Source organism: Bradyrhizobium sp. IAR9 (assembly GCF_013408065.1).
Lineage (GTDB): Bacteria > Pseudomonadota > Alphaproteobacteria > Rhizobiales > Xanthobacteraceae > Bradyrhizobium.
The window spans coordinates 76,706-95,121 of sequence record NZ_JACBZW010000020.1 but is presented as its reverse complement, the minus strand read 5'-3'; the positions used below and the strand labels follow the sequence as shown (position 1 = coordinate 95,121).

Genomic DNA, 18,416 nt, shown 5'->3' with positions numbered 1-18,416 from the left:
CGGTGGGCCGCGGGATCGGTTGGATTGGTTACAGATTGCTCTCGGTGATCGCGGCGTAGACCATGCTGCGCAGCTCGCGCCGGATCGGGTAGGCGCTTGACGGCAGCACCTGCGTCATGAAGATCGCGATCAGCTCTTCGGCCGGATCGATCCAGAACGAGGTCGTGGCTGCGCCGCCCCAATTGTATTCGCCGGGGCTGCCGGCGATCAGCGTTTCGGACGGGCGCATGGTCACCGCGAAGCCGAGGCCGAAGCCGATGCCGTTATAGGTGGCCTCGGAGAAGAGCGAGCGCGACACTTCGGGCAGGGCACCGCCGCCCGGAATGTGGTTGCTGGTCATCAGCGCCAGCGTCTTCGGCCCGATCAGCCTGACGCCGCCGAGCTCGCCGCCATTGAGCAAGGCACGGCAGAAGGTGAGATAGTCTGCCACTGTCGAGCAGAGGCCGCCGCCCCCGGAGATGAACGAGGGCGGGGTGAGGAATGAGCTCGTTGCGGGGTCGTCCTGAAGCGTCAGGCCCTCGCGCCGCTGGCCGGCATGGAAGGTCATGCCGCCACCGGGGTCGGCCGAGTAGCAGGCGGCGAACCGGTGGGCCTTGGAAGCAGGCACGTGGAAATCGGTGTCGGTCATGCCGAGCGGGTCGAGAACGCGTTGCTTCAGGAATTGCTCGAAGGGGATTCCCGAGATCTTGCCGATGAGATAGCCGAGCACGTCGGTCGAGACCGAATAGTTCCAGGCCTCGCCCGGTGAGAACTCCAGCGGGATTTTTGCGAGGCTCTCGATCATGGTCTGGAGCGTGCCTGACTTCTCGACCTCGCCGATTTTCTCGGCGCGGTAGGCGGCATCGACATTGGAGCGTTGCTGGAAGCCGTAGGTGAGGCCGGAGGTGTGGCGCAGGAGGTCGACGATCAGCATCGGCCGGGACGGCGGACGGGTCAGGAAGGCCGGCGAAGTGCCGGCGACGAACACGCCGAGATCCTTCCATTCCGGAATGAATTTGGCGACGGGTTCGTCGATCGCGACCAGGCCTTCCTCGACCAGCATCATGAAGGCGACGCTGGTGAGCGGCTTGGTCATGGAATAGATGCGGTAGATGGTGTCGTCCTTGACCGCCAGCTTGCGCTCGACGTCGGCAAAGCCTTGAACCGAGCTGTGCGCGACCTTGCCGCGGCGGTAGACCAGAAGATGCGTGCCCGGGAAGCGGCCGGCATCGATGTACCGGTTCTTCAGATGCGCATCGATGCGGTCGAGCGCGGCCTTGGACATGCCGACGGATTCGGGCGAGGCGGGGGTGGGGGCGAGCATCAGTTCCTCCGGGCAGTTTTGTCGGTCCGTTGATAGCCAAATGACGGCCCCATTCCAAGCCGCTCGCGCTTAACGCGAGCGGGCCGGCTGGTGTAGGCTGGCCCCTGGAACGCCTCCAGGCCCCCCCGGGGCCAATGAGAAAACGCAGGGCAAACCATCATGACCCAGTTCAACGAGACTGATCTCACCCAGGCCGTCGTCAAAAGCTTCGACAGCACGCCCGATCCGCGCGCGAAATTCCTGCTCCAGGAATTGGTGAAGTCGCTGCACGATTACGTGAGCAAGACGGGTCTCACTTTCGAAGAATGGGACTACGCCATCGATTTCCTGACCCGCACCGGGCAGAAATGCACCGACACCCGCCAGGAGTTCATCCTGCTGTCCGACGTGCTCGGTGTCTCCATGCTGGTCGACGCGGTCAACCATCGCGACCGCGAGGGCGCCACCCAGACAACCGTGCTCGGCCCGTTCTATGTCGGCGAGCACAAGGTGACCGCGCACGGCACCGACATCTCGCCGAACAATCAAACCGGCGAGCGGATGTTCGTGCAGAGCCGCGTTACCGATCTCAAGGGCAAGCCGCTGGCCAATGTCCCCGTCGACGTCTGGCATGCCGATGACGACGGCTTCTACGATTCCCAGAAGCCGAACTATGACGAGGTCGGCGCTTCGGCGCGGGCGCGCTTCATCACCGATGACGACGGCCGCTTCTTCTTCCGTACCATCTTGCCATGCAGCTATCCGATCCCGACCGATGGCCCGGTCGGCGAGATGATCATGCAGACCAAGCGTCATCCGATGCGCCCGGCGCATGTGCACTTCCTGGTCAACGCGAAGGGATACGAGCCGCTGATCACGCACGTCTTCATGGACGGCGACAAATATCTGGATTCCGACGTGGTGTTCGGGGTCAAGGATGATCTCGTCGCCAAGGTCGAGCCGCGCAACAATCCCGCGATGCCTGACGGCTCCAAGGCGGACGGTCAGTGGCATTTGATGCGCTATGAATTCCACCTCAAGCCCGGTGGCGGCATGGCGCCGACGCCGCTTGGTGTGAAGGCTGTGGAGCGGGCCTGATGGCCCGCCGGGATGCTGCGGCACTCCGGGCGCGTACGACGTCCGCTGTGTTTCCGATAGCGGCACAATAACGGACCTGAGCGTTCGGAGTTGGGCCATCCATGGAAGTCGTCAACCTACCAGAGATTAAGCCGGCACTTGGTCGACTGATCCCGAGTCACTCACCCAAGTCTACCTAGGTATGGTCACTTCATACCTGCGCGCGATGGCGCCGACCAGGTGCTTGGTGGTACCGATGCATCCAGAGTGAAAAGCAACGGAACCGGTCTGCGAGCCGGCAGTTGCGGGACAAGGCCGGCGGCGTAGCGCCCGCCGGCCCTTCTCCCGAACTAACCGGCGCTTTGCCGCTCAATTGCTGCTGATTGCCATGGTTGGTGCAGAGAGTACGCCATGAGAAACATCGCCGATCTCCTGATGCGGTTCTGGCAGGGAAGCCGACCCGCGTCCAATACTCAGATTGCGGCTATCGCTGAAAACCATGATCGATCCAGCATGGCTGATTTTGTCAGGATCCTGCAGGCCTACGATCAAGCCCCGTAGGGCCGACTGCGTCTGTCCGTGATACGGATGTGCAAACAAAACTCAAGACGCGGCCTCACCGCTAGATGGGCCCGTCAGCGACGGGGATCTTGAAGTCTCGGAATTCGGCCGGTGCGCGCACGATGCGTTGCACGATCACCGATCAGGGTTTGGGACCCATTCCTCCGCGGTTGAGTCCCAATGATGGGTGTCGTCGAACTGTTTCCAGAGTGGCCGCCTTGACTTACTCTCACCGCTCTGTCGGTTTGCATTCGGTGCGCGGAGTTGGACGACGAGCGCCCCAGCCTTCATCACCCATTCGCGAGCGTTATATCGGGAGTTCCATTTGATTGCCGCGAGCATTGGATGCCTCCTTCAAAGCAAGAAGCCTTCGTCACTTTAGCTCGAGCCAAGACCCAAGGATGTAAACCACTTCACAGTTGGTCAACATCTTCGACATAGCCGCGGCCCATCTCACTACGCGGCGACCGCAGACTACGTTCGCTCGTTATTCCGGCCCCGGCATGGGTCACGTTGCCGCGCGATCAAAAGGCACGCGACGAAACGCAGCATTGTACTTGCGCGCGAAGGCGCGTCCTTTTGAGAAAGTGTATTCTATCGCTGATGGGCGGCGCTCGATAGAGGTCAGCGCATGCTTGAGCTTTGGAACAGCTGGTACGACACCCTGGCGTCAGTGGAGGCGCTTGCTACGGTCATCATCATTGTCCTAGTGGCTGCAGGCGCTATCACGCTGGCGGATAATCGGCGCCGATGGACGCGTCCGACAAAAGATTGATCTAGGGAGAGCTCGATAAAGTTCCCGCATGACCGTCAAGAGTCGACGCTTCGGCCCTAGCGGGCGTGCAGCAGCGCCAGCAGCACGACGACGGCGCAGGCGAGAGCGGCCGAGGTCAGCTTCCAGAACATCAGCGGGCTGCGCTCCAATAGCGGCGTGATCCGCGTGTCCAGATAGGCCGGATTGGGCGTACGAAGCTCGAAGACGAATTCGGACAGGTCCTCGTGCCGCTTGTAGGGATCGGGATGAAGCGCGCGGCGGAGCGCGCCGTCGATCCAGGCCGGCACGCTGCGGTCGTCGTCCGCGGAGCGATATTTGAGCTTCCGCACGTCCGCCTTACGCCGGATCCTGGCAATTTGGGCGCCGTAGGGAAGCTTTCCCGTCAGCATCTGGTAGCAGATCACCGCCAGCGAAAACATGTCGGAGCGCGGCGAGCCGCCTTGCCCGAGAAAATACTCCGGCGCCGTGTACTGGACCGTGCCCAGGATCTCGTCGGCCTCGTCCCGTGGCGCAGCCTCCGCGACGCCCGCGACCCTGACCGATCCGAAGTCGATGATCTTCGCGGTGCCGGTCTTGTCGATCAGGATGTTGTCGGGCCTGAGATCCTGATGCAGCATCTCCATGCGGTGGAAGGCGCGCAGGCCCGCGGCGATCTGCTCAATGATGCCACGCACCGTCTCGAGATCGGGGCGCGGATTGTCGGTCATCCACTGTTTCAGGGTCTGCCCCTCGACGAACTCGGTCGCGACATAGAGATAATTGCGGCGCCGGGACTGTGACAGCGGCTTCAGCACGTGCGGGCTGTCGATCCGGCGCGCGATCCACTCCTCCATCAGGAAGCGCTTGAGATAGGCGGCATTGTCGCGCAAATCGACCGACGGCAGCTTGAGCGCGACCGGTTCCTCGGTCTCCACGTCGACGGCGAGATAGATGTGGCTGCGGCTGCTGCCGTGGATCTCGCGGACGATGCGGTAGCCGTCGAACATCGCGCGCGGCTCCGGCAGCGGAGGCAGCGGCAATTGTGAGGTCTGATTGAAGATGCCGGCCGGCTCGCGCTGCGGCACCGCGTCGATGCGGATAATCTGGACGGTGATGTTGTCGTCACTGCCGCGCCGGTAGGCCTCGTCGACGATCGCCTTGGCCGCTCCGTCGAGCTCGCCTGCGTGCTCGTTCAGCGCGCTCGTGATGAAGCGCGCGTCGACGAACTCGTAGGCGCCGTCGGTCGCCAGCAGGAACGTGTCGCCGGCCTCGACCTCGAACGCCAGGTAATCGATCTCGAGCTGCGGATTGATGCCGAGCGCGCGGCCGAGATAGGTCTGCTCCGACGACACGATGATCCGGTGATCGTCGGTCAGCTGCTCGAGCGCCTTGCCCGCGACGCGGTAGATGCGGCAGTCGCCGACATGGAAGATGTGCGCTGTGGTCGCCTTGATGACCATGGCACTCAGCGTGCAGACATAACCCTTGTCGCGGTCATAGGCGTATTGGCTCTTGCGCGTCTGCGCGTGCAGCCAGGAATTGGTCGCATCCAGCACGCGGCGGGCGGACGTCTTCACCGTCCAGGATTCCGACGTGCAGTAATAGTCCATCAGGAAGCTCTTGACCGCCGACTCGCTGGCGATCTGGCTCACCGTGCTAGAGGAGATGCCGTCGGCGAGGACCGCCGCGATGCCCTTCAGGCCGAGCAGCGGCTCCTCCGGAATCAGGACGCCGTGGAAATCCTGATTGACCGGCTTGCGGCCCTTGTCGGAGTGCTGGCCCACCGAGATCAGGAGTCCGCGGGTCATCGTCATCACCAGGAGAGAGGAGCCTCACCTTGGCTGGGCGAGGCTCCCCTGTCGAGACGTGTTTGATCAGGCCGCAACGCGGGGCTTCGCGGCCTTGTCGACCTGCCGCTTCGGCAGGGTCATGACGTGCGTGGCGTAAAGGGTCATGCCGGTGAAGGCGAGGCCGCCGACGAGGTTGCCGAGCACAGTCGGGATCTCGTTCCAGATCAGATAGTCCAGGATCGAGAACTTTGCGCCGAGCAGCAGGCCGGACGGGAACAGGAACATGTTCACGACGGAATGCTCGAACACCATGTAGAAGAACACCAGGATCGGCATCCACATCGCGATGACCTTGCCGGGGACCGACGTCGAGATCATGGCGCCGACGACGCCGGTCGAGACCATCCAGTTGCAGAGCATGCCGCGCATGAACAGCGTCGCCATGCCGGCCGCACCGTGCGCGGCGTAGCCGAGCGTCCGGCTCTCGCCGATGATTCCGATGGCGGTGCCGACCTTGTCCGGCGGCTGCGTGAAGCCGAAGGTGGTGACGAAGGCCATCATGAAGGCGACCGTGAACGCGCCGGCGAAATTACCGATGAAGACAAGGCCCCAGTTGCGCAGCACGCCGCCGATCGTGACGCCAGGACGCTTGTCGATCAGGGCAAGCGGCGAGAGCACGAACACGCCGGTCAGGAGGTCGAAGCCGAGGAGGTACAACATGACGAAGCCGACCGGAAACAAGAGCGCGCCGACCAGCGGCTGACCCGTGTTGACGTTGATCGTGACGGCGAACCATGCGGCGAGCGTGAGGATGGCGCCGGCCATGTAGGCGCGGATGATGGTATCCCGGGTGGACATGAAGATCTTGGACTCGCCCGCATCCACCATCTTGGTGACGAATTCCGAAGGCGCGAGATACGACATCAATGGTTCCTTTTGCTTCGTAAGAGAGATCGACGCGCCCGGGAGCGCGGCTGCAACGTCATGGGCCGTGCCGGCTGGCCTGCCGCGCACGAGGGCTATGGAAGGTCTGGAAGCCTTGGGAATCGCGTCACGAGGACTAAAGCCGGGAAGGGCCGCGAGGCAGTTGAGCTTCCGGATGCAGCCGCCAGAGGCTGCACAATGCGGCGAGCCGCAGTCTTCGTTGACGTCCATAGAGAAGCAAGTTGCGTGCCGCGCCGTCCGGCAAGAAAAATATAGTCACATCAATAGCATGGATCTCGGCCCGATCCGGCGTCACAGCACTTGGCGGCCTGTTGCTTGATCGGTTGCACAAGGTTTGTGCGCCGCACAAGAATTAAGCAGGCCGCAACTTTCGCATGCGGGCTGGACCTGCGACAGTCGCGCGCAGTCTCTTTAATGTACTGATCTATAATAAGTTTTCGCTGTTGCGGGCTTGGCATGAAGCTTGAATAGTTCCATGCCGACGCCATTGAAGCCGTCCCGCGAGACTTCTCATCCGACTTGCCGACGCCACCAGACGGGGGTCCCCCCGTCGTGCGTTCGCATGCGCCAAAGACGGCGCCGCCGGACGGACGGGCTGCTCGTGTGCACTGACGCCATCAATTCTGCAACGACGCAAAGGACGATACAGCCTATGACCAAGCGCACCCGCCGGCCCTCGGAGAGTGGCCTCAGCCGCCGTCAATTGTTGAAGGCCACCGGCTCGACCGCCGCACTTCTCGCCGCCGCAAAACTGAATTTCCCCGCCGGCGCTTTCGCGCAGGATTCAGGCCCCGAGGTCAAGGGTGCCAAGCTCGGCTTCATCGCGCTGAGCGATGCCGGCCCACTCTTCGTCGCCAAGGACAAGGGCCTGTTCGCCAAATACGGCATGCCCGACACCGACGTGCAGAAGCAGGCCTCCTGGGGCACCACGCGCGACAATCTCGTGCTCGGCTCCGAAGGCAACGGCATCGACGGCGCGCACATCCTGACCCCGATGCCTTACCTGATCTCGGCCGGCAAGGTGACGCAGAACAACCAGCCGACGCCGATGTACATCCTGGCGCGGCTCAACCTCGACAGTCAGTGCATTTCGGTCGCCAACGAATATGCCGATCTCAAGCTCGGCGTCGACGCATCGCCGTTCAAGGCGGCGCTGGAGAAGAAGAAAGCCTCCGGCAAGGCCGTGAAGGCCGCGATGACCTTCCCCGGCGGCACGCATGATCTCTGGATCCGCTATTGGCTCGCCGCCGGTGGCATCGATCCCGACAAGGACATCGAGACCATCGTGGTGCCGCCGCCGCAGATGGTGGCCAACATGAAGGTCGGCACCATGGACTGCTTCTGCGTCGGCGAGCCCTGGAATCTGCAGCTGATCAATCAGAAGATCGGCTACACCGCGGTCAACACCGGCGAGCTCTGGAACAAGCATCCGGAAAAGTCCTTCGGCATGCGCGCCGCCTTCGTCGACAAATATCCGAAGGCCGCCAAGGCGCTGCTGATGGCCGTGATGGAAGCCCAGCAATGGGCCGACAAGGCCGAGAACAAGGCCGAGCTCGCCGCCATCATGGGCAAACGGCAGTGGATGAACTGCCCGGTCGAGGACGTGCTCGATCGCAGCGCCGGCAAGTTCGACTACGGCATCCCCGGCAAGGTGGTCGAAAACTCGCCGCACATCATGAAGTACTGGCGCGACTTCGCTTCTTACCCGTTCCAGAGCCACGACCTCTGGTTTCTCACCGAGGACATCCGCTGGGGCAAGTACGAGCCTGGCTTCGACACCAAGGCGCTGATCGCCAAGGTCAATCGCGAGGACATGTGGCGCGATGCGGCCAAGACTCTGGGCGTCGCCGCCGCGGAAATTCCAACCTCCACCTCGCGTGGCAAGGAGACCTTCTTCGACGGCAAGGTGTTCGATCCCGAAAATCCGGCAGCCTATCTGAAGTCGCTCGCGATCAAGCGCGTCGAAGTCTGATGGAGCCTGCGGCCGCCGTCAGGCGGCCGCTTCGTCCTTTGAAGCCGGAGAGGGATTTTCGATGAACATGCCTGCCACCAAGATTGAGCTTGAGATCGCGTCGCCTGCGGCCGTTGCCGCGCCGGTCGTCGCGCTGACGCCGAAGCGCCCGCCGCGCACGGAAGCCTATGCACGGATGGCGCGGGAAACTGCCGTGCGCGTGATCCCACCGCTGGTCGTGATCGCGCTTTTGACGCTGGTCTGGGAACTGGTCTGCCGCCGCGCCGGCTCGGCACTGCCGCCGCCGTCGAAAGTATTCAAGGACACCAAGGAGCTGATCCTCGATCCGTTCTTCGACCATGGCGGCATCGACAAGGGCCTGTTCTGGCATCTGTCCGCCAGTCTGCAGCGCGTTGCCCTGGGCTATTCGCTCTCGGCGATCGCCGGCATCGCGCTCGGCGTCCTGGTCGGACAGTCGGTCTGGGCCATGCGCGGGCTCGATCCGCTATTCCAGGTCCTGCGCACGATTCCGCCGCTGGCCTGGCTGCCGCTGTCGCTCGCGGCCTTCCGCGACGGTCAGCCCTCGGCGATCTTCGTCATCTTCATCACCTCGATCTGGCCGATCATCATCAACACTGCGGTCGGCATCCGCAACATCCCGCAGGACTATCGCAACGTCGCCGCGGTGGTGCAGCTCAATCCGCTGGAATTCTTCGCCAAGATCATGATCCCGGCGGCCGCGCCCTACATCTTCACCGGCCTTCGCATCGGCATCGGCCTGTCGTGGCTGGCGATCGTCGCGGCGGAAATGCTGATCGGCGGTGTTGGCATCGGTTTCTTCATCTGGGACGCCTGGAACTCCTCGCATATCAGCGAGATCATCCTGGCGCTGTTCTATGTCGGCATCGTCGGCTTCGTGCTGGACCGCGTGATCGCGGGCCTCGGCAAGGTCGTCACCCGCGGCACCGCGCTGAACTGAAGGAGAAGAGCACATGACCGCCTATCTGAAGCTCGACCACATCGACAAGGTCTTCACCCGCGGTGCCGCCACCACGGAGGTGCTGAAGGAGATCAATCTCACGATCGAGAAGGGCGAATACGTCTCGATCATCGGCCATTCCGGCTGCGGCAAGTCGACCCTGCTCAACATCATCGCGGGGCTGACCAACGCCACCACCGGCGGCGTGCTGCTGGAGAATCGCGAGGTCAACTCGCCGGGGCCCGACCGCGCCGTGGTGTTCCAGAACCACAGCCTGCTGCCGTGGCTCACCGTGTACGAGAACGTCAGACTCGGCGTCGACAAGGTCTTTGCCAGGACCAAGTCCCGTGCCGAGCGCGACGCCTGGGTCATGCACAATCTCAATCTGGTGCAGATGGCCCATGCCAAGGACAAGCGTCCTTCCGAAATCTCCGGCGGCATGAAACAGCGCGTCGGCATTGCGCGGGCGCTGGCGATGGAGCCGAAGGTGCTGCTGCTGGATGAGCCGTTCGGCGCGCTCGACGCACTGACCCGTGCTCACTTGCAGGACTCGGTGATGGCGCTGCATCAGAAGCTCGGCAACACCATTTTGATGATCACTCACGACGTCGACGAGGCCGTGCTGCTGTCCGACCGCATCGTGATGATGACCAATGGGCCGAGCGCGCGCATCGGCGAGGTGCTGGAGGTGCCGTTGGTGCGCCCGCGCAAGCGGCTCGAGCTCGCCACCAACACCACCTATCTGAAGTGCCGCCAGCGCGTGCTCGAATTCCTCTATGAGCGTCATCGCTTCGTCGAAGCCGCGTAACGAAGAGTTAACGCAAGCGGATGCCTGCGCACAAATAATCGACATCCCGCTCAATCCTTGTGCGTCGCACAAGGATTGAGCGAATCGCAAATTTTGCGTGCGAAAAAGCCCTGCAGACATTTCTGGCAATACGAATAACGTCCTGAAATCCCTGTATTTCCAGCGTGCGCGCAACTGGCACGGAAATTGAAGTGTCTTTGCGCGACGCCAACGACGACGTCCCTCAACATCATCAATCAGCATCGTGAACTCGCCACCGGGGTGAAGCCTCGGAGCGCGCCTCCATGTGAGGCAGAGCCTGCAACGACGCAGCGGTGAGCCTGGAAGGGATACTCAATGACGAAGAATCCTACTTGGATTTCAGACTGGCGCCCCGAAGATGAGGCGTTCTGGAATGCGACTGGCAAGACTATCGCGCGACGCAACCTGATCTGGTCGATCGTGGCCGAGCATATCGGTTTCTCGGTCTGGCTGATCTGGAGCATCGTCACCACCAAGCTGCCGCAGGCGGGCTTTCACTACTCGACCGACCAGCTGTTCCAGCTGATCGCGGTGCCGGGGCTGATCGGCGCCCTGATGCGCTTTCCCTACACTTTCGCGGTGACCACGTTCGGCGGTCGCGACTGGACCATCTTCAGCGCGGCGATCCTGTTCATTCCGACCTTGTCGCTTGCCTATTTCGTGAGCCAGCCCGATACGCCGTTCTGGCTGATGCTGCTGATCGCCTCGACCGCGGGTCTCGGCGGCGGCAACTTCGCCTCCAGCATGACCAACATCTCCTTCTTCTTCCCCGACCGGATGAAGGGCTGGGCGCTCGGCCTGAACGCGGCCGGCGGCAATATCGGCGTCTCCAGCGTGCAGCTCCTGACCCCGATCCTGATGACGCTCGCCGTCTTCAACCTGTTCCAGGCGACGCCGGTCGACGGCATCTTCCTGCAGAACGCCGGCCTGATGTGGGTGCTGCCGATCGCGATCGCGGTGTTCGGTGCCGTGTTCTTCATGAACAACCTGACCACGGCGAAGTCGTCGGTGAAGAACCAGCTTGCGATCGTCAAGCGCAAGCACACCTGGATCATGGCGTATCTCTATATCGGCACGTTCGGCTCGTTCATCGGCTATTCGGCTGCGTTTCCGCTGCTGATCAAGACCCAGTTCCCGCAAATCACGATTGCGATCGCGTTCCTGGGGCCGCTGGTCGGCTCGCTGTCGCGGCCGCTCGGCGGCTGGCTTGCCGACAAGATCGGTGGCTCCGTCATCACCTTCTGGAACTTCATCGTGATGGCGGGCGCAACGGTCGGCGTGCTCTACTTCGTCGGGCAAAAGGATTTCATCGGCTTCCTGTCGATGTTCCTGATCCTGTTCGTGACGACGGGCATCGGCAACGGATCGACCTATCGCATGATCCCCTCGATCTTCCGCGAAGAGAACCTGTTCAAGGTGCGCGGCAAGGGCGATGCGGCGCGCGCGCTCGCGCTGAAGACGGCGAGCATCGAGAGTGGTGCGGCGGTCGGCTTCATCGGCGCGATCGGCGCCGTTGGCGGCTACCTGATCCCGACTGGTTTCGGCAAGTCGATCGCCCTGACCGGAGGCCCCCAGCTCGCGCTCGCGATCTATCTCGGCTTCTACGCCAGCTGCCTCGGCTTGACGTGGTGGTTCTACCTGCGTCGCGGCCCGCAGGGTGAGGGCGCGTCAAGCCTCGCGGAGGCGCGAGTCTGACACTTGGTACGAATCTCGCTTCTCCCCGTACGCGGGGAGAAGCATTGCCCGACAGTTTGACCATGAACCTGGTTCGCAATGGCGCGCACCAAGGCAAACCCAACAGGCAGGAGAACATCATGACGCCAGAACAGATCACCCTCATCCAGCAGAGCTTCGCCAAGGTCGCGCCGATTTCGCAAGCTGCCTCCGTGTTGTTCTACGATCGTCTGTTCGAAGTGGCGCCGTCCGTGCGTGCGATGTTCCCTGAAGACATGACCGAGCAGCGCAAGAAGCTGATGGGCATGCTCGCCGCCGTCGTCAGCGGCCTCTCGAACCTGGAGACGATTCTTCCCGCGGCCTCCGCGCTCGCCAAGCGCCACGTCGCCTACGGCGCCACCGCCGAGCACTACCCCGTGGTCGGCGCGACCCTGCTGTGGACCCTTGAGAAGGGTCTTGGCGACGCCTGGACGCCGGAATTGGCAAACGCCTGGACCGACGCTTACGGCGTGCTGTCCGGCTACATGATGTCCGAGGCCTATGGCGCGCAAGCGCAGGCCGCTGAATAGGAGATGCCTCGTGAGTGAACCGCTGGTCATCGTCGGTAACGGTATGGCAGCCGCGCGTCTGGTCGACGAGCTCGCCAAGTCCGCACTCGGCCGCTACGCGGTCGCCGTGATCGGCGAGGAACCGCGGCTCGCTTACAATCGCGTGCTGCTCTCATCCGTGCTGGCCGGCGAGACCGGCTCGCACGAGATCGAGCTCCGGCCGGCCGATTGGTGGCGCCATCGCGGCGTCACGGTGCGCTACGGCTATCGCGTCACCGAGATCGACACCGGCCGCCGCGAGCTCAAGATCGAAGGCGAAGAGAGCATGGAATATTCCAAGCTCGTGCTCGCCACCGGGTCGACGCCGCTGCGGCTCAATTTGCCGGGTGCCGATCTCGCCGGCGTGCACACGTTTCGCGATACGCGCGACGTCGACCTTTTGCTGACGCTGGCCGCTGCGAAGAAGCGCGTCGTCGTGGTCGGCGGCGGCCTGCTCGGGCTCGAGGCAGCCTACGGCCTTGCCAAGGCCGGTGCGCCGGTGACGCTGCTGCATCTGATGGACCGGCTGATGGAGCGTCAGCTCGATGGGCCGGCCGCCGACCTGCTCAAGACGCTGGTCGAGCGCAAGGGCATCCGCATCCTGCTCAATGCCTCGACGGCCCGCATCCATGGCGATGGTCATGTCGAGGCCGTCGAGCTTGCCGATGGCAGCCGCATCGAGGCCGATGCGGTGATCTTCGCCGCCGGGATCAAGCCGAACGTGGCGCTTGCCAAGGACGCCGGAATCGCGGTCAACCGCGGCATCGTCGTCAACGATGTGATGCAGACGGCATCGCCCGACATCTTCGCGCTCGGCGAATGTGCCGAGCATCGCGGCACCTGCTATGGCCTGGTCGAGCCCGCCTATGAGCAGGCGCGGGTGCTGGCACGGCATCTGGCCGGCCGGCCCGCCGCCTATCAGGGCAGCGTGGTCTCGACCAATTTGAAGGTCTCCGGCGTCAGCGTGTTCTCCGCCGGCGACTTCATGGGCGGGGAGGGCAGCGAGAGCCTGGTGCTGACCGACCGCAGGCGCGGCACCTACAAGAAGCTCGTGATCGCCGACGGCCGGCTCACCGGCGCGGTGCTGATCGGCGATACCGTCGATGCGCTCTGGTATCTCGAGCTGATCCGCAATCGCGACAAGGTGGCGGCGATCCGCACCGACATGATGTTCGGCCGCGCGCTTGCGCGTTCTTCCGAGGCGGCTTGATAGAGCCGGCGTGACAAGGCAGCTTGATATGACGGCGATCGATCCCGCGCTTCGTGCCACCAAGACGACCTGTCCCTATTGCGGCGTCGGCTGCGGCGTGCTGGCGACGCCGGATGGCAAGGGCGGTGCGGCGATCGCTGGCGATCCCGACCATCCCGCCAATTTCGGCCGGTTGTGCTCGAAAGGCTCAGCGCTCGGCGAGACCGTTGGCCTCGAAAGCCGTCTGCTCTATCCAATGATCCGCTGCAAGGGCGTGCTCGAACGCGTCGCCTGGAGCGATGCGCTCGATCACGTCGCCCATCGCATGCAGCACATCGTGGCGCGTGACGGCGCCGACGCGGTCGCGTTCTATCTCTCCGGTCAGCTCCTCACCGAGGATTATTACGTCGCCAACAAGCTGATGAAGGGCTTTGTCGGCACGGCGAATGTCGACACCAATTCACGGCTCTGCATGTCGTCCTCGGTCGCGGGCCATCGCCGCGCCTTTGGCGCCGACACAGTCCCCGGCTGCTACGAGGATCTCGACCAGGCCGATCTGCTGGTCTTCGTCGGCTCGAACGCGGCCTGGTGCCATCCGGTGCTGTTCCAGCGCATGCTGAAGAACCGTGGGGAGCGCGGTGCGCGCATGATCGTGATCGACCCGCGCCGCACCGACACTGCGAGCGATGTCGATCTGTTCCTCGGCCTCAAGCCCGGCACCGATACCGCGCTGTTCTCCGGCCTGTTCGTCCATCTCGCCGACAATGGCGCGCTGGACCAGGACTACATCGCGCAGAACACGAGCGGTTTCGACGATGCGCTGACGCGTGCGCGCAGCATCGCCGGCAGCGTCACTGCGACGGCGCTCGCGACGGGCCTCTCCGAGCAGGACGTCGCCACCTTCTTCAAGATGTTCCGCGACACGGACCGCGTCGTCACGCTGTATTCGCAGGGCGTCAACCAGTCGGCACAGGGCACTGACAAGGTCAACGCGATCCTGAACTGTCACCTCGCGACGGGACGCATCGGCAAGCCCGGCGCCTCGCCGTTCTCGCTCACCGGCCAGCCCAACGCGATGGGCGGCCGCGAGGTCGGCGGTCTCGCCAATATGCTCGCCGCGCATATGGGCTTCACGCCGCCCGACATCGATCGTGTCAGGCGGTTCTGGAAGGCGCCGCGCATCGCCACCCATGAGGGCTTGAAGGCGGTGCAGCTGTTCGAGGCCATCCATCGCGGCGAGGTCAAGGCGCTCTGGGTGATGGGCACCAATCCCGCGGTGTCGCTGCCCGATGCGGACTTCGTGCGCGAGGCGTTGAAGAAGCTCGAGCTGTTCGTGGTCTCCGAGAACGTGCTCTCCAACGACACGGTCGATGCCGGTCCGCATGTGCTGCTGCCGGCGCTCGCCTGGGGTGAGAAGTCGGGTACCGTGACCAATTCCGAGCGCCGCATCTCGCGCCAGCGCTCATTCCTGCCGGCTCCGGGAGAGGCGCGGCCGGACTGGTGGATCCTGAGCGAGACGGCAAAGCGTCTCGGCTTCGGCGACAGCTTCAACTACAAATCCGCCGCGGAGATTTTCCGCGAGCATGCTGCGCTCTCGGCGTTCGAGAACGACGGTAGCCGCGATTTCGACATCGGCGCGCTCACCGGGCTGTCGAACGAGGCCTTCGACGCCTTGAAGCCGGTGCAGTGGCCGGTGCGCGAAGGCGAGACGTCCAGCGAGCGCTTCTTTACAAAGGGCGGCTTCTTCACCAATGACGGCAAGGGCCGCTTCGTCGCGCCGGAGGTGCCGTCGCTGCGCGGCGAGACCGGCGCCTCGCGCCCGCTCAGGCTCAATACCGGACGCATCCGCGACCAGTGGCACACCATGACGCGCACGGGTCTCAGCCAGCGGCTGGGCGCGCATCTGCCGGAACCCTTCGTCGAGATCCATCCCGATGATGCCGGCAAATACGGCATCGTTCACGACGGCTATGCCCGCGTTACCACCGATTACGGTCAGTGCATCCTGAAGGTCGTCGTCAGTGACGGCACTCAGCGTGGCACGTTGTTCGCACCGATCCATTGGAGCGCGATGAATGCCTCGCATGGCCGCGTCGGAGCACTGGTTCAGTCCTTCACCGATCCGTTCTCGGGGCAGCCGGAATCCAAGGCGACGCCGGCTGCGATCGCGCCTTACGAATTCGTCTTCCGCGGCTTTGCGCTGTCGCGGAAGCAGCTCGATCTGCCGCCGAACCTGTTGTGGACCCGCGTCACGGTCACCGGCGGTTTCGGCTATCTTTTCGCCGACAACGCCGACCTTTCGCGCTGGCCGGCTTGGGTCGAGAGCGTCGCCGGCGAGGACGTCGCCGACTACCGTGATTTCGGCGGCGGGGTCTATCGTGCGGCCTCGTTCGCGGGTGATCAAATCGAAACTTGCTTGTTCGTCGGTCCCGCGCATGATGCCGGCGATTGGGAGGTGGTGAAGAGCCTGTTCGTGGCCGACCACGTCAGCGACGATCAGCGCCGCATGTTGCTGTCAGGCAAGTCCGGCGAGGGCGCCGCCTCGACCGGGCCGATCGTCTGCGCCTGCTTCGGTGTCGGCCGCGGCACCATCTGCGACACCATCGCGGCCGGCGCGCGCTCGGCTGCCGAGATCGGTGCCAAGCTCAAGGCCGGCACCAATTGCGGCTCCTGCATTCCGGAACTGAAGCGCCTGATCGCGACGACGGACGTGGCGCCGGTGAAGCAGGCGAAGGTCGTCGCATAGGCTCGGCTGTCATCGCCCGGCTTGACCGGGCGATCCAGTACGCCGAGACATCTGTGATGAAGCGGTGAGGCCGCGGCGTACTGGATTCCCCGCTTTCGCGGGGAATGACAGTGAGGGCGAGGCGCCATGCCTCCGCCTCAATCGACGCGCCGTCGATTGTGCCCTATGCTGCGCGCTCCCCCTCAACACGTCCAAAACAACAATGATGTACCTGGAAACGCCGCCGCGCCTGATCGAGACGAAAATCTTTTCCACCATGCCCGAAAAGTTCCGCCGCAAGGGCGTGCGGACGGATTGGGCCGATGCCAACCGGCCGAACGTGCCGACCGATAGCTTCATCGAAGGACCGTCTTTCGACACGGACGGCAATCTCTACATCGTCGACATTCCCTTCGGCCGCATCTTTCGCATCGCGCCTGACGGTGAGTGGTCGCAGGTCGTCGAATATGAGGGCTGGCCGAACGGACTGAAGATCGCCGCGGACGGGCGCATCCTGGTGGCCGACTACAGGCACGGCATCATGGAGCTCGACGCCAAGGCTGGCCGCATCAAGCCCATCCTGACTGCGCGCAATTCGGAATCGTTTCGCGGCTGCAACGATCTGCATCTTGCTTCCAACGGCGACATCTATTTCACCGATCAGGGCCAGACCGGCCTGCACGACCCCAGCGGTCGCGTCTATCGTCTCGCATCGAATGGCCGGCTCGATTGCCTGATCGACACCGGTATCAGCCCGAATGGCCTGGTGCTCGACCCAACAGAAACCGTGCTGTTCGTCGCGATGACGCGCGACAACGCGGTGTGGCGGTTGCCGTTCATGAAGGACGGCAGTGTGTCCAAGGTCGGCCGCTTCTGCTCGCTGTTCGGCACCAGCGGTCCCGATGGCCTGACCATGGACGCCAAGGGCCGCCTGTTCGTCGGTCATGCCTCGCTCGGCCACGTCTTCGTGTTCGCGCCGAACGGCGAGCTGATTGCGCGGATCAAGTCATGTGCGGGGCCGAATTGCACCAATGTCGCGATCGGTGGCGAAAGCAAGGACCGTCTCTATATCACGGAGTCATCGACCGGCAGCGTGCTGGTTGCTGATATCAGCGGATTGAACTCCTGAGCTTCGTGGCAGTTGCCCGAGCGGAAGAGCGACAGCGGAGACGAACATGAACACAAACCCTTTCGGCAAGACCGGTGCCAACGTCTCCGTCATCGGGCAGGGCACCTGGTATCTCGACCATGGCGATCGCAAGCGCGCGATCGCGGCGCTCCAGCGCGGGCTCGATCTCGGCATGACGCACATCGACACCGCCGAGATGTATGGCGATGCCGAGCTCGTCATTGCCGATGCGATCACGGGTCGTCGTGATGAAGTGTTTCTCGTCTCCAAGGTGTTGCCGAGCAACGCGTCGCGCGGCGGAACCATCACCGCCTGCGAGCGGTCGCTGAAGCGGCTGAAGACCGACCGTCTCGATTGCTATCTCCTGCACTGGCGCGGTTCCTATCCGCTCGAAGACACCGTCGCCGCGTTCGAGGAGCTGGTGAAATCAGGCAAGATCAAATCCTGGGGCGTTTCCAATTTCGACGCCGACGATCTCGACGAGATTCTCGATGTCGCCGGCGAGGATCGTATCGCCTGCAATCAGGTGCTGTATCATCTGAGGGAACGCGCGATCGAGCACGCGGTGATCCCGTGGTGCGAGCGGCATGGTGTCGCTGTGGTCGCCTATTCCCCGTTCGGTCATGACGATTTCCCTGATGCGCGCAGCAAGGGCGGTGCCGTGCTGGCGCGCATCGCAGAGGCTCGTCGCGTGACGCCGCGTCAGGTCGCACTCAGCTTCCTCACCCGTGCGACTACGGTGTTCGCGATTCCGAAGGCCTCGTCCGCCGAACATGCCGGCGAGAATGCGGCGGCCGGTGATCTCGTGCTGACGAAAGACGAGATTTCGGCGTTAGATGCGGCGTTTCCGCGCGGGGCGAAGCCGCGCAGCCTGCCCATGCTGTAACGCACAAACGGCCATTATTAACGGAGCATTGACGCGCGCGGCGGCTCGCGCATATCGG

The 18,416-nt window shown here is 63.5% G+C and carries 14 protein-coding genes; 11 read left to right on the top strand and 3 right to left on the bottom strand.

What is annotated here, in order from left to right:
* Positions 1-28 precede the first annotated feature (28 nt).
* On the bottom strand, positions 29-1,303 hold the full coding sequence (locus GGD67_RS36065; RefSeq protein ID WP_179739551.1) for a serine hydrolase: 1,275 nt from the start codon (positions 1,301-1,303) through the stop codon (positions 29-31).
* Positions 1,304-1,462: 159 nt separating this feature from the next.
* Here GGD67_RS36065 and GGD67_RS36060 point away from each other — a divergent pair, with 159 nt between their 5' ends.
* Both GGD67_RS36060 and GGD67_RS36055 read left to right on the top strand, forming a co-directional pair.
* Complete coding sequence (locus tag GGD67_RS36060; RefSeq protein ID WP_179739548.1) at positions 1,463-2,380, top strand: intradiol ring-cleavage dioxygenase; 918 nt, start codon at positions 1,463-1,465, stop codon at positions 2,378-2,380.
* Between the two features lie 390 nt (positions 2,381-2,770).
* Positions 2,771-2,920 (top strand): hypothetical protein, encoded by a 150-nt coding sequence (locus GGD67_RS36055; RefSeq protein ID WP_179739546.1) that lies wholly within the window; start codon positions 2,771-2,773, stop codon positions 2,918-2,920.
* Between the two features lie 831 nt (positions 2,921-3,751).
* Here the strand turns inward: GGD67_RS36055 and GGD67_RS36050 are convergent.
* Positions 3,752-5,488, bottom strand: a complete 1,737-nt coding sequence (locus tag GGD67_RS36050; protein WP_179739643.1) for a bifunctional protein-serine/threonine kinase/phosphatase — start codon at positions 5,486-5,488, stop codon at positions 3,752-3,754.
* 60 nt (positions 5,489-5,548) lie between these two features.
* Positions 5,549-6,388: a formate/nitrite transporter family protein gene (locus GGD67_RS36045; RefSeq protein WP_092259682.1), complete on the bottom strand. Its 840-nt coding sequence runs from the start codon at positions 6,386-6,388 to the stop codon at positions 5,549-5,551.
* 673 nt (positions 6,389-7,061) lie between these two features.
* Here GGD67_RS36045 and GGD67_RS36040 point away from each other — a divergent pair.
* The 9 genes from GGD67_RS36040 (at position 7,062) to GGD67_RS36000 (ending at position 18,358) form a co-directional block, all read left to right on the top strand.
* The gene (locus GGD67_RS36040) at positions 7,062-8,381 is read left to right on the top strand and encodes a CmpA/NrtA family ABC transporter substrate-binding protein (RefSeq protein WP_179739543.1); all 1,320 of its coding nucleotides are present in this window, start codon (positions 7,062-7,064) and stop codon (positions 8,379-8,381) included.
* 61 nt (positions 8,382-8,442) lie between these two features.
* Entirely contained in the window at positions 8,443-9,339 is an 897-nt protein-coding gene (gene ntrB, locus GGD67_RS36035; RefSeq protein ID WP_179739540.1) for a nitrate ABC transporter permease, read from the top strand.
* A 13-nt stretch (positions 9,340-9,352) separates the two neighbouring features.
* Positions 9,353-10,147 carry an ABC transporter ATP-binding protein gene (locus GGD67_RS36030; protein ID WP_018322789.1) on the top strand — a complete coding sequence of 265 codons (795 nt, stop codon included), beginning with the start codon at positions 9,353-9,355 and terminating at the stop codon, positions 10,145-10,147.
* Between the two features lie 336 nt (positions 10,148-10,483).
* Entirely contained in the window at positions 10,484-11,863 is a 1,380-nt protein-coding gene (locus GGD67_RS36025; RefSeq protein ID WP_179739538.1) for an MFS transporter, read from the top strand.
* A gap of 119 nt (positions 11,864-11,982) precedes the next feature.
* Positions 11,983-12,411, top strand: a complete 429-nt coding sequence (locus GGD67_RS36020) for a globin family protein (RefSeq protein ID WP_179739535.1) — start codon at positions 11,983-11,985, stop codon at positions 12,409-12,411.
* A gap of 10 nt (positions 12,412-12,421) precedes the next feature.
* Positions 12,422-13,639 (top strand): NAD(P)/FAD-dependent oxidoreductase, encoded by a 1,218-nt coding sequence (locus tag GGD67_RS36015; protein ID WP_179739532.1) that lies wholly within the window; start codon positions 12,422-12,424, stop codon positions 13,637-13,639.
* Positions 13,640-13,667: 28 nt separating this feature from the next.
* On the top strand, positions 13,668-16,364 hold the full coding sequence (locus GGD67_RS36010; RefSeq protein WP_179739640.1) for a nitrate reductase: 2,697 nt from the start codon (positions 13,668-13,670) through the stop codon (positions 16,362-16,364).
* Positions 16,365-16,569: 205 nt separating this feature from the next.
* Complete coding sequence (locus GGD67_RS36005; RefSeq protein ID WP_179739637.1) at positions 16,570-17,472, top strand: SMP-30/gluconolactonase/LRE family protein; 903 nt, start codon at positions 16,570-16,572, stop codon at positions 17,470-17,472.
* 46 nt (positions 17,473-17,518) lie between these two features.
* Positions 17,519-18,358, top strand: a complete 840-nt coding sequence (locus tag GGD67_RS36000) for an aldo/keto reductase (RefSeq protein ID WP_179739530.1) — start codon at positions 17,519-17,521, stop codon at positions 18,356-18,358.
* The last annotated feature ends 58 nt before the right edge of the window (positions 18,359-18,416 follow it).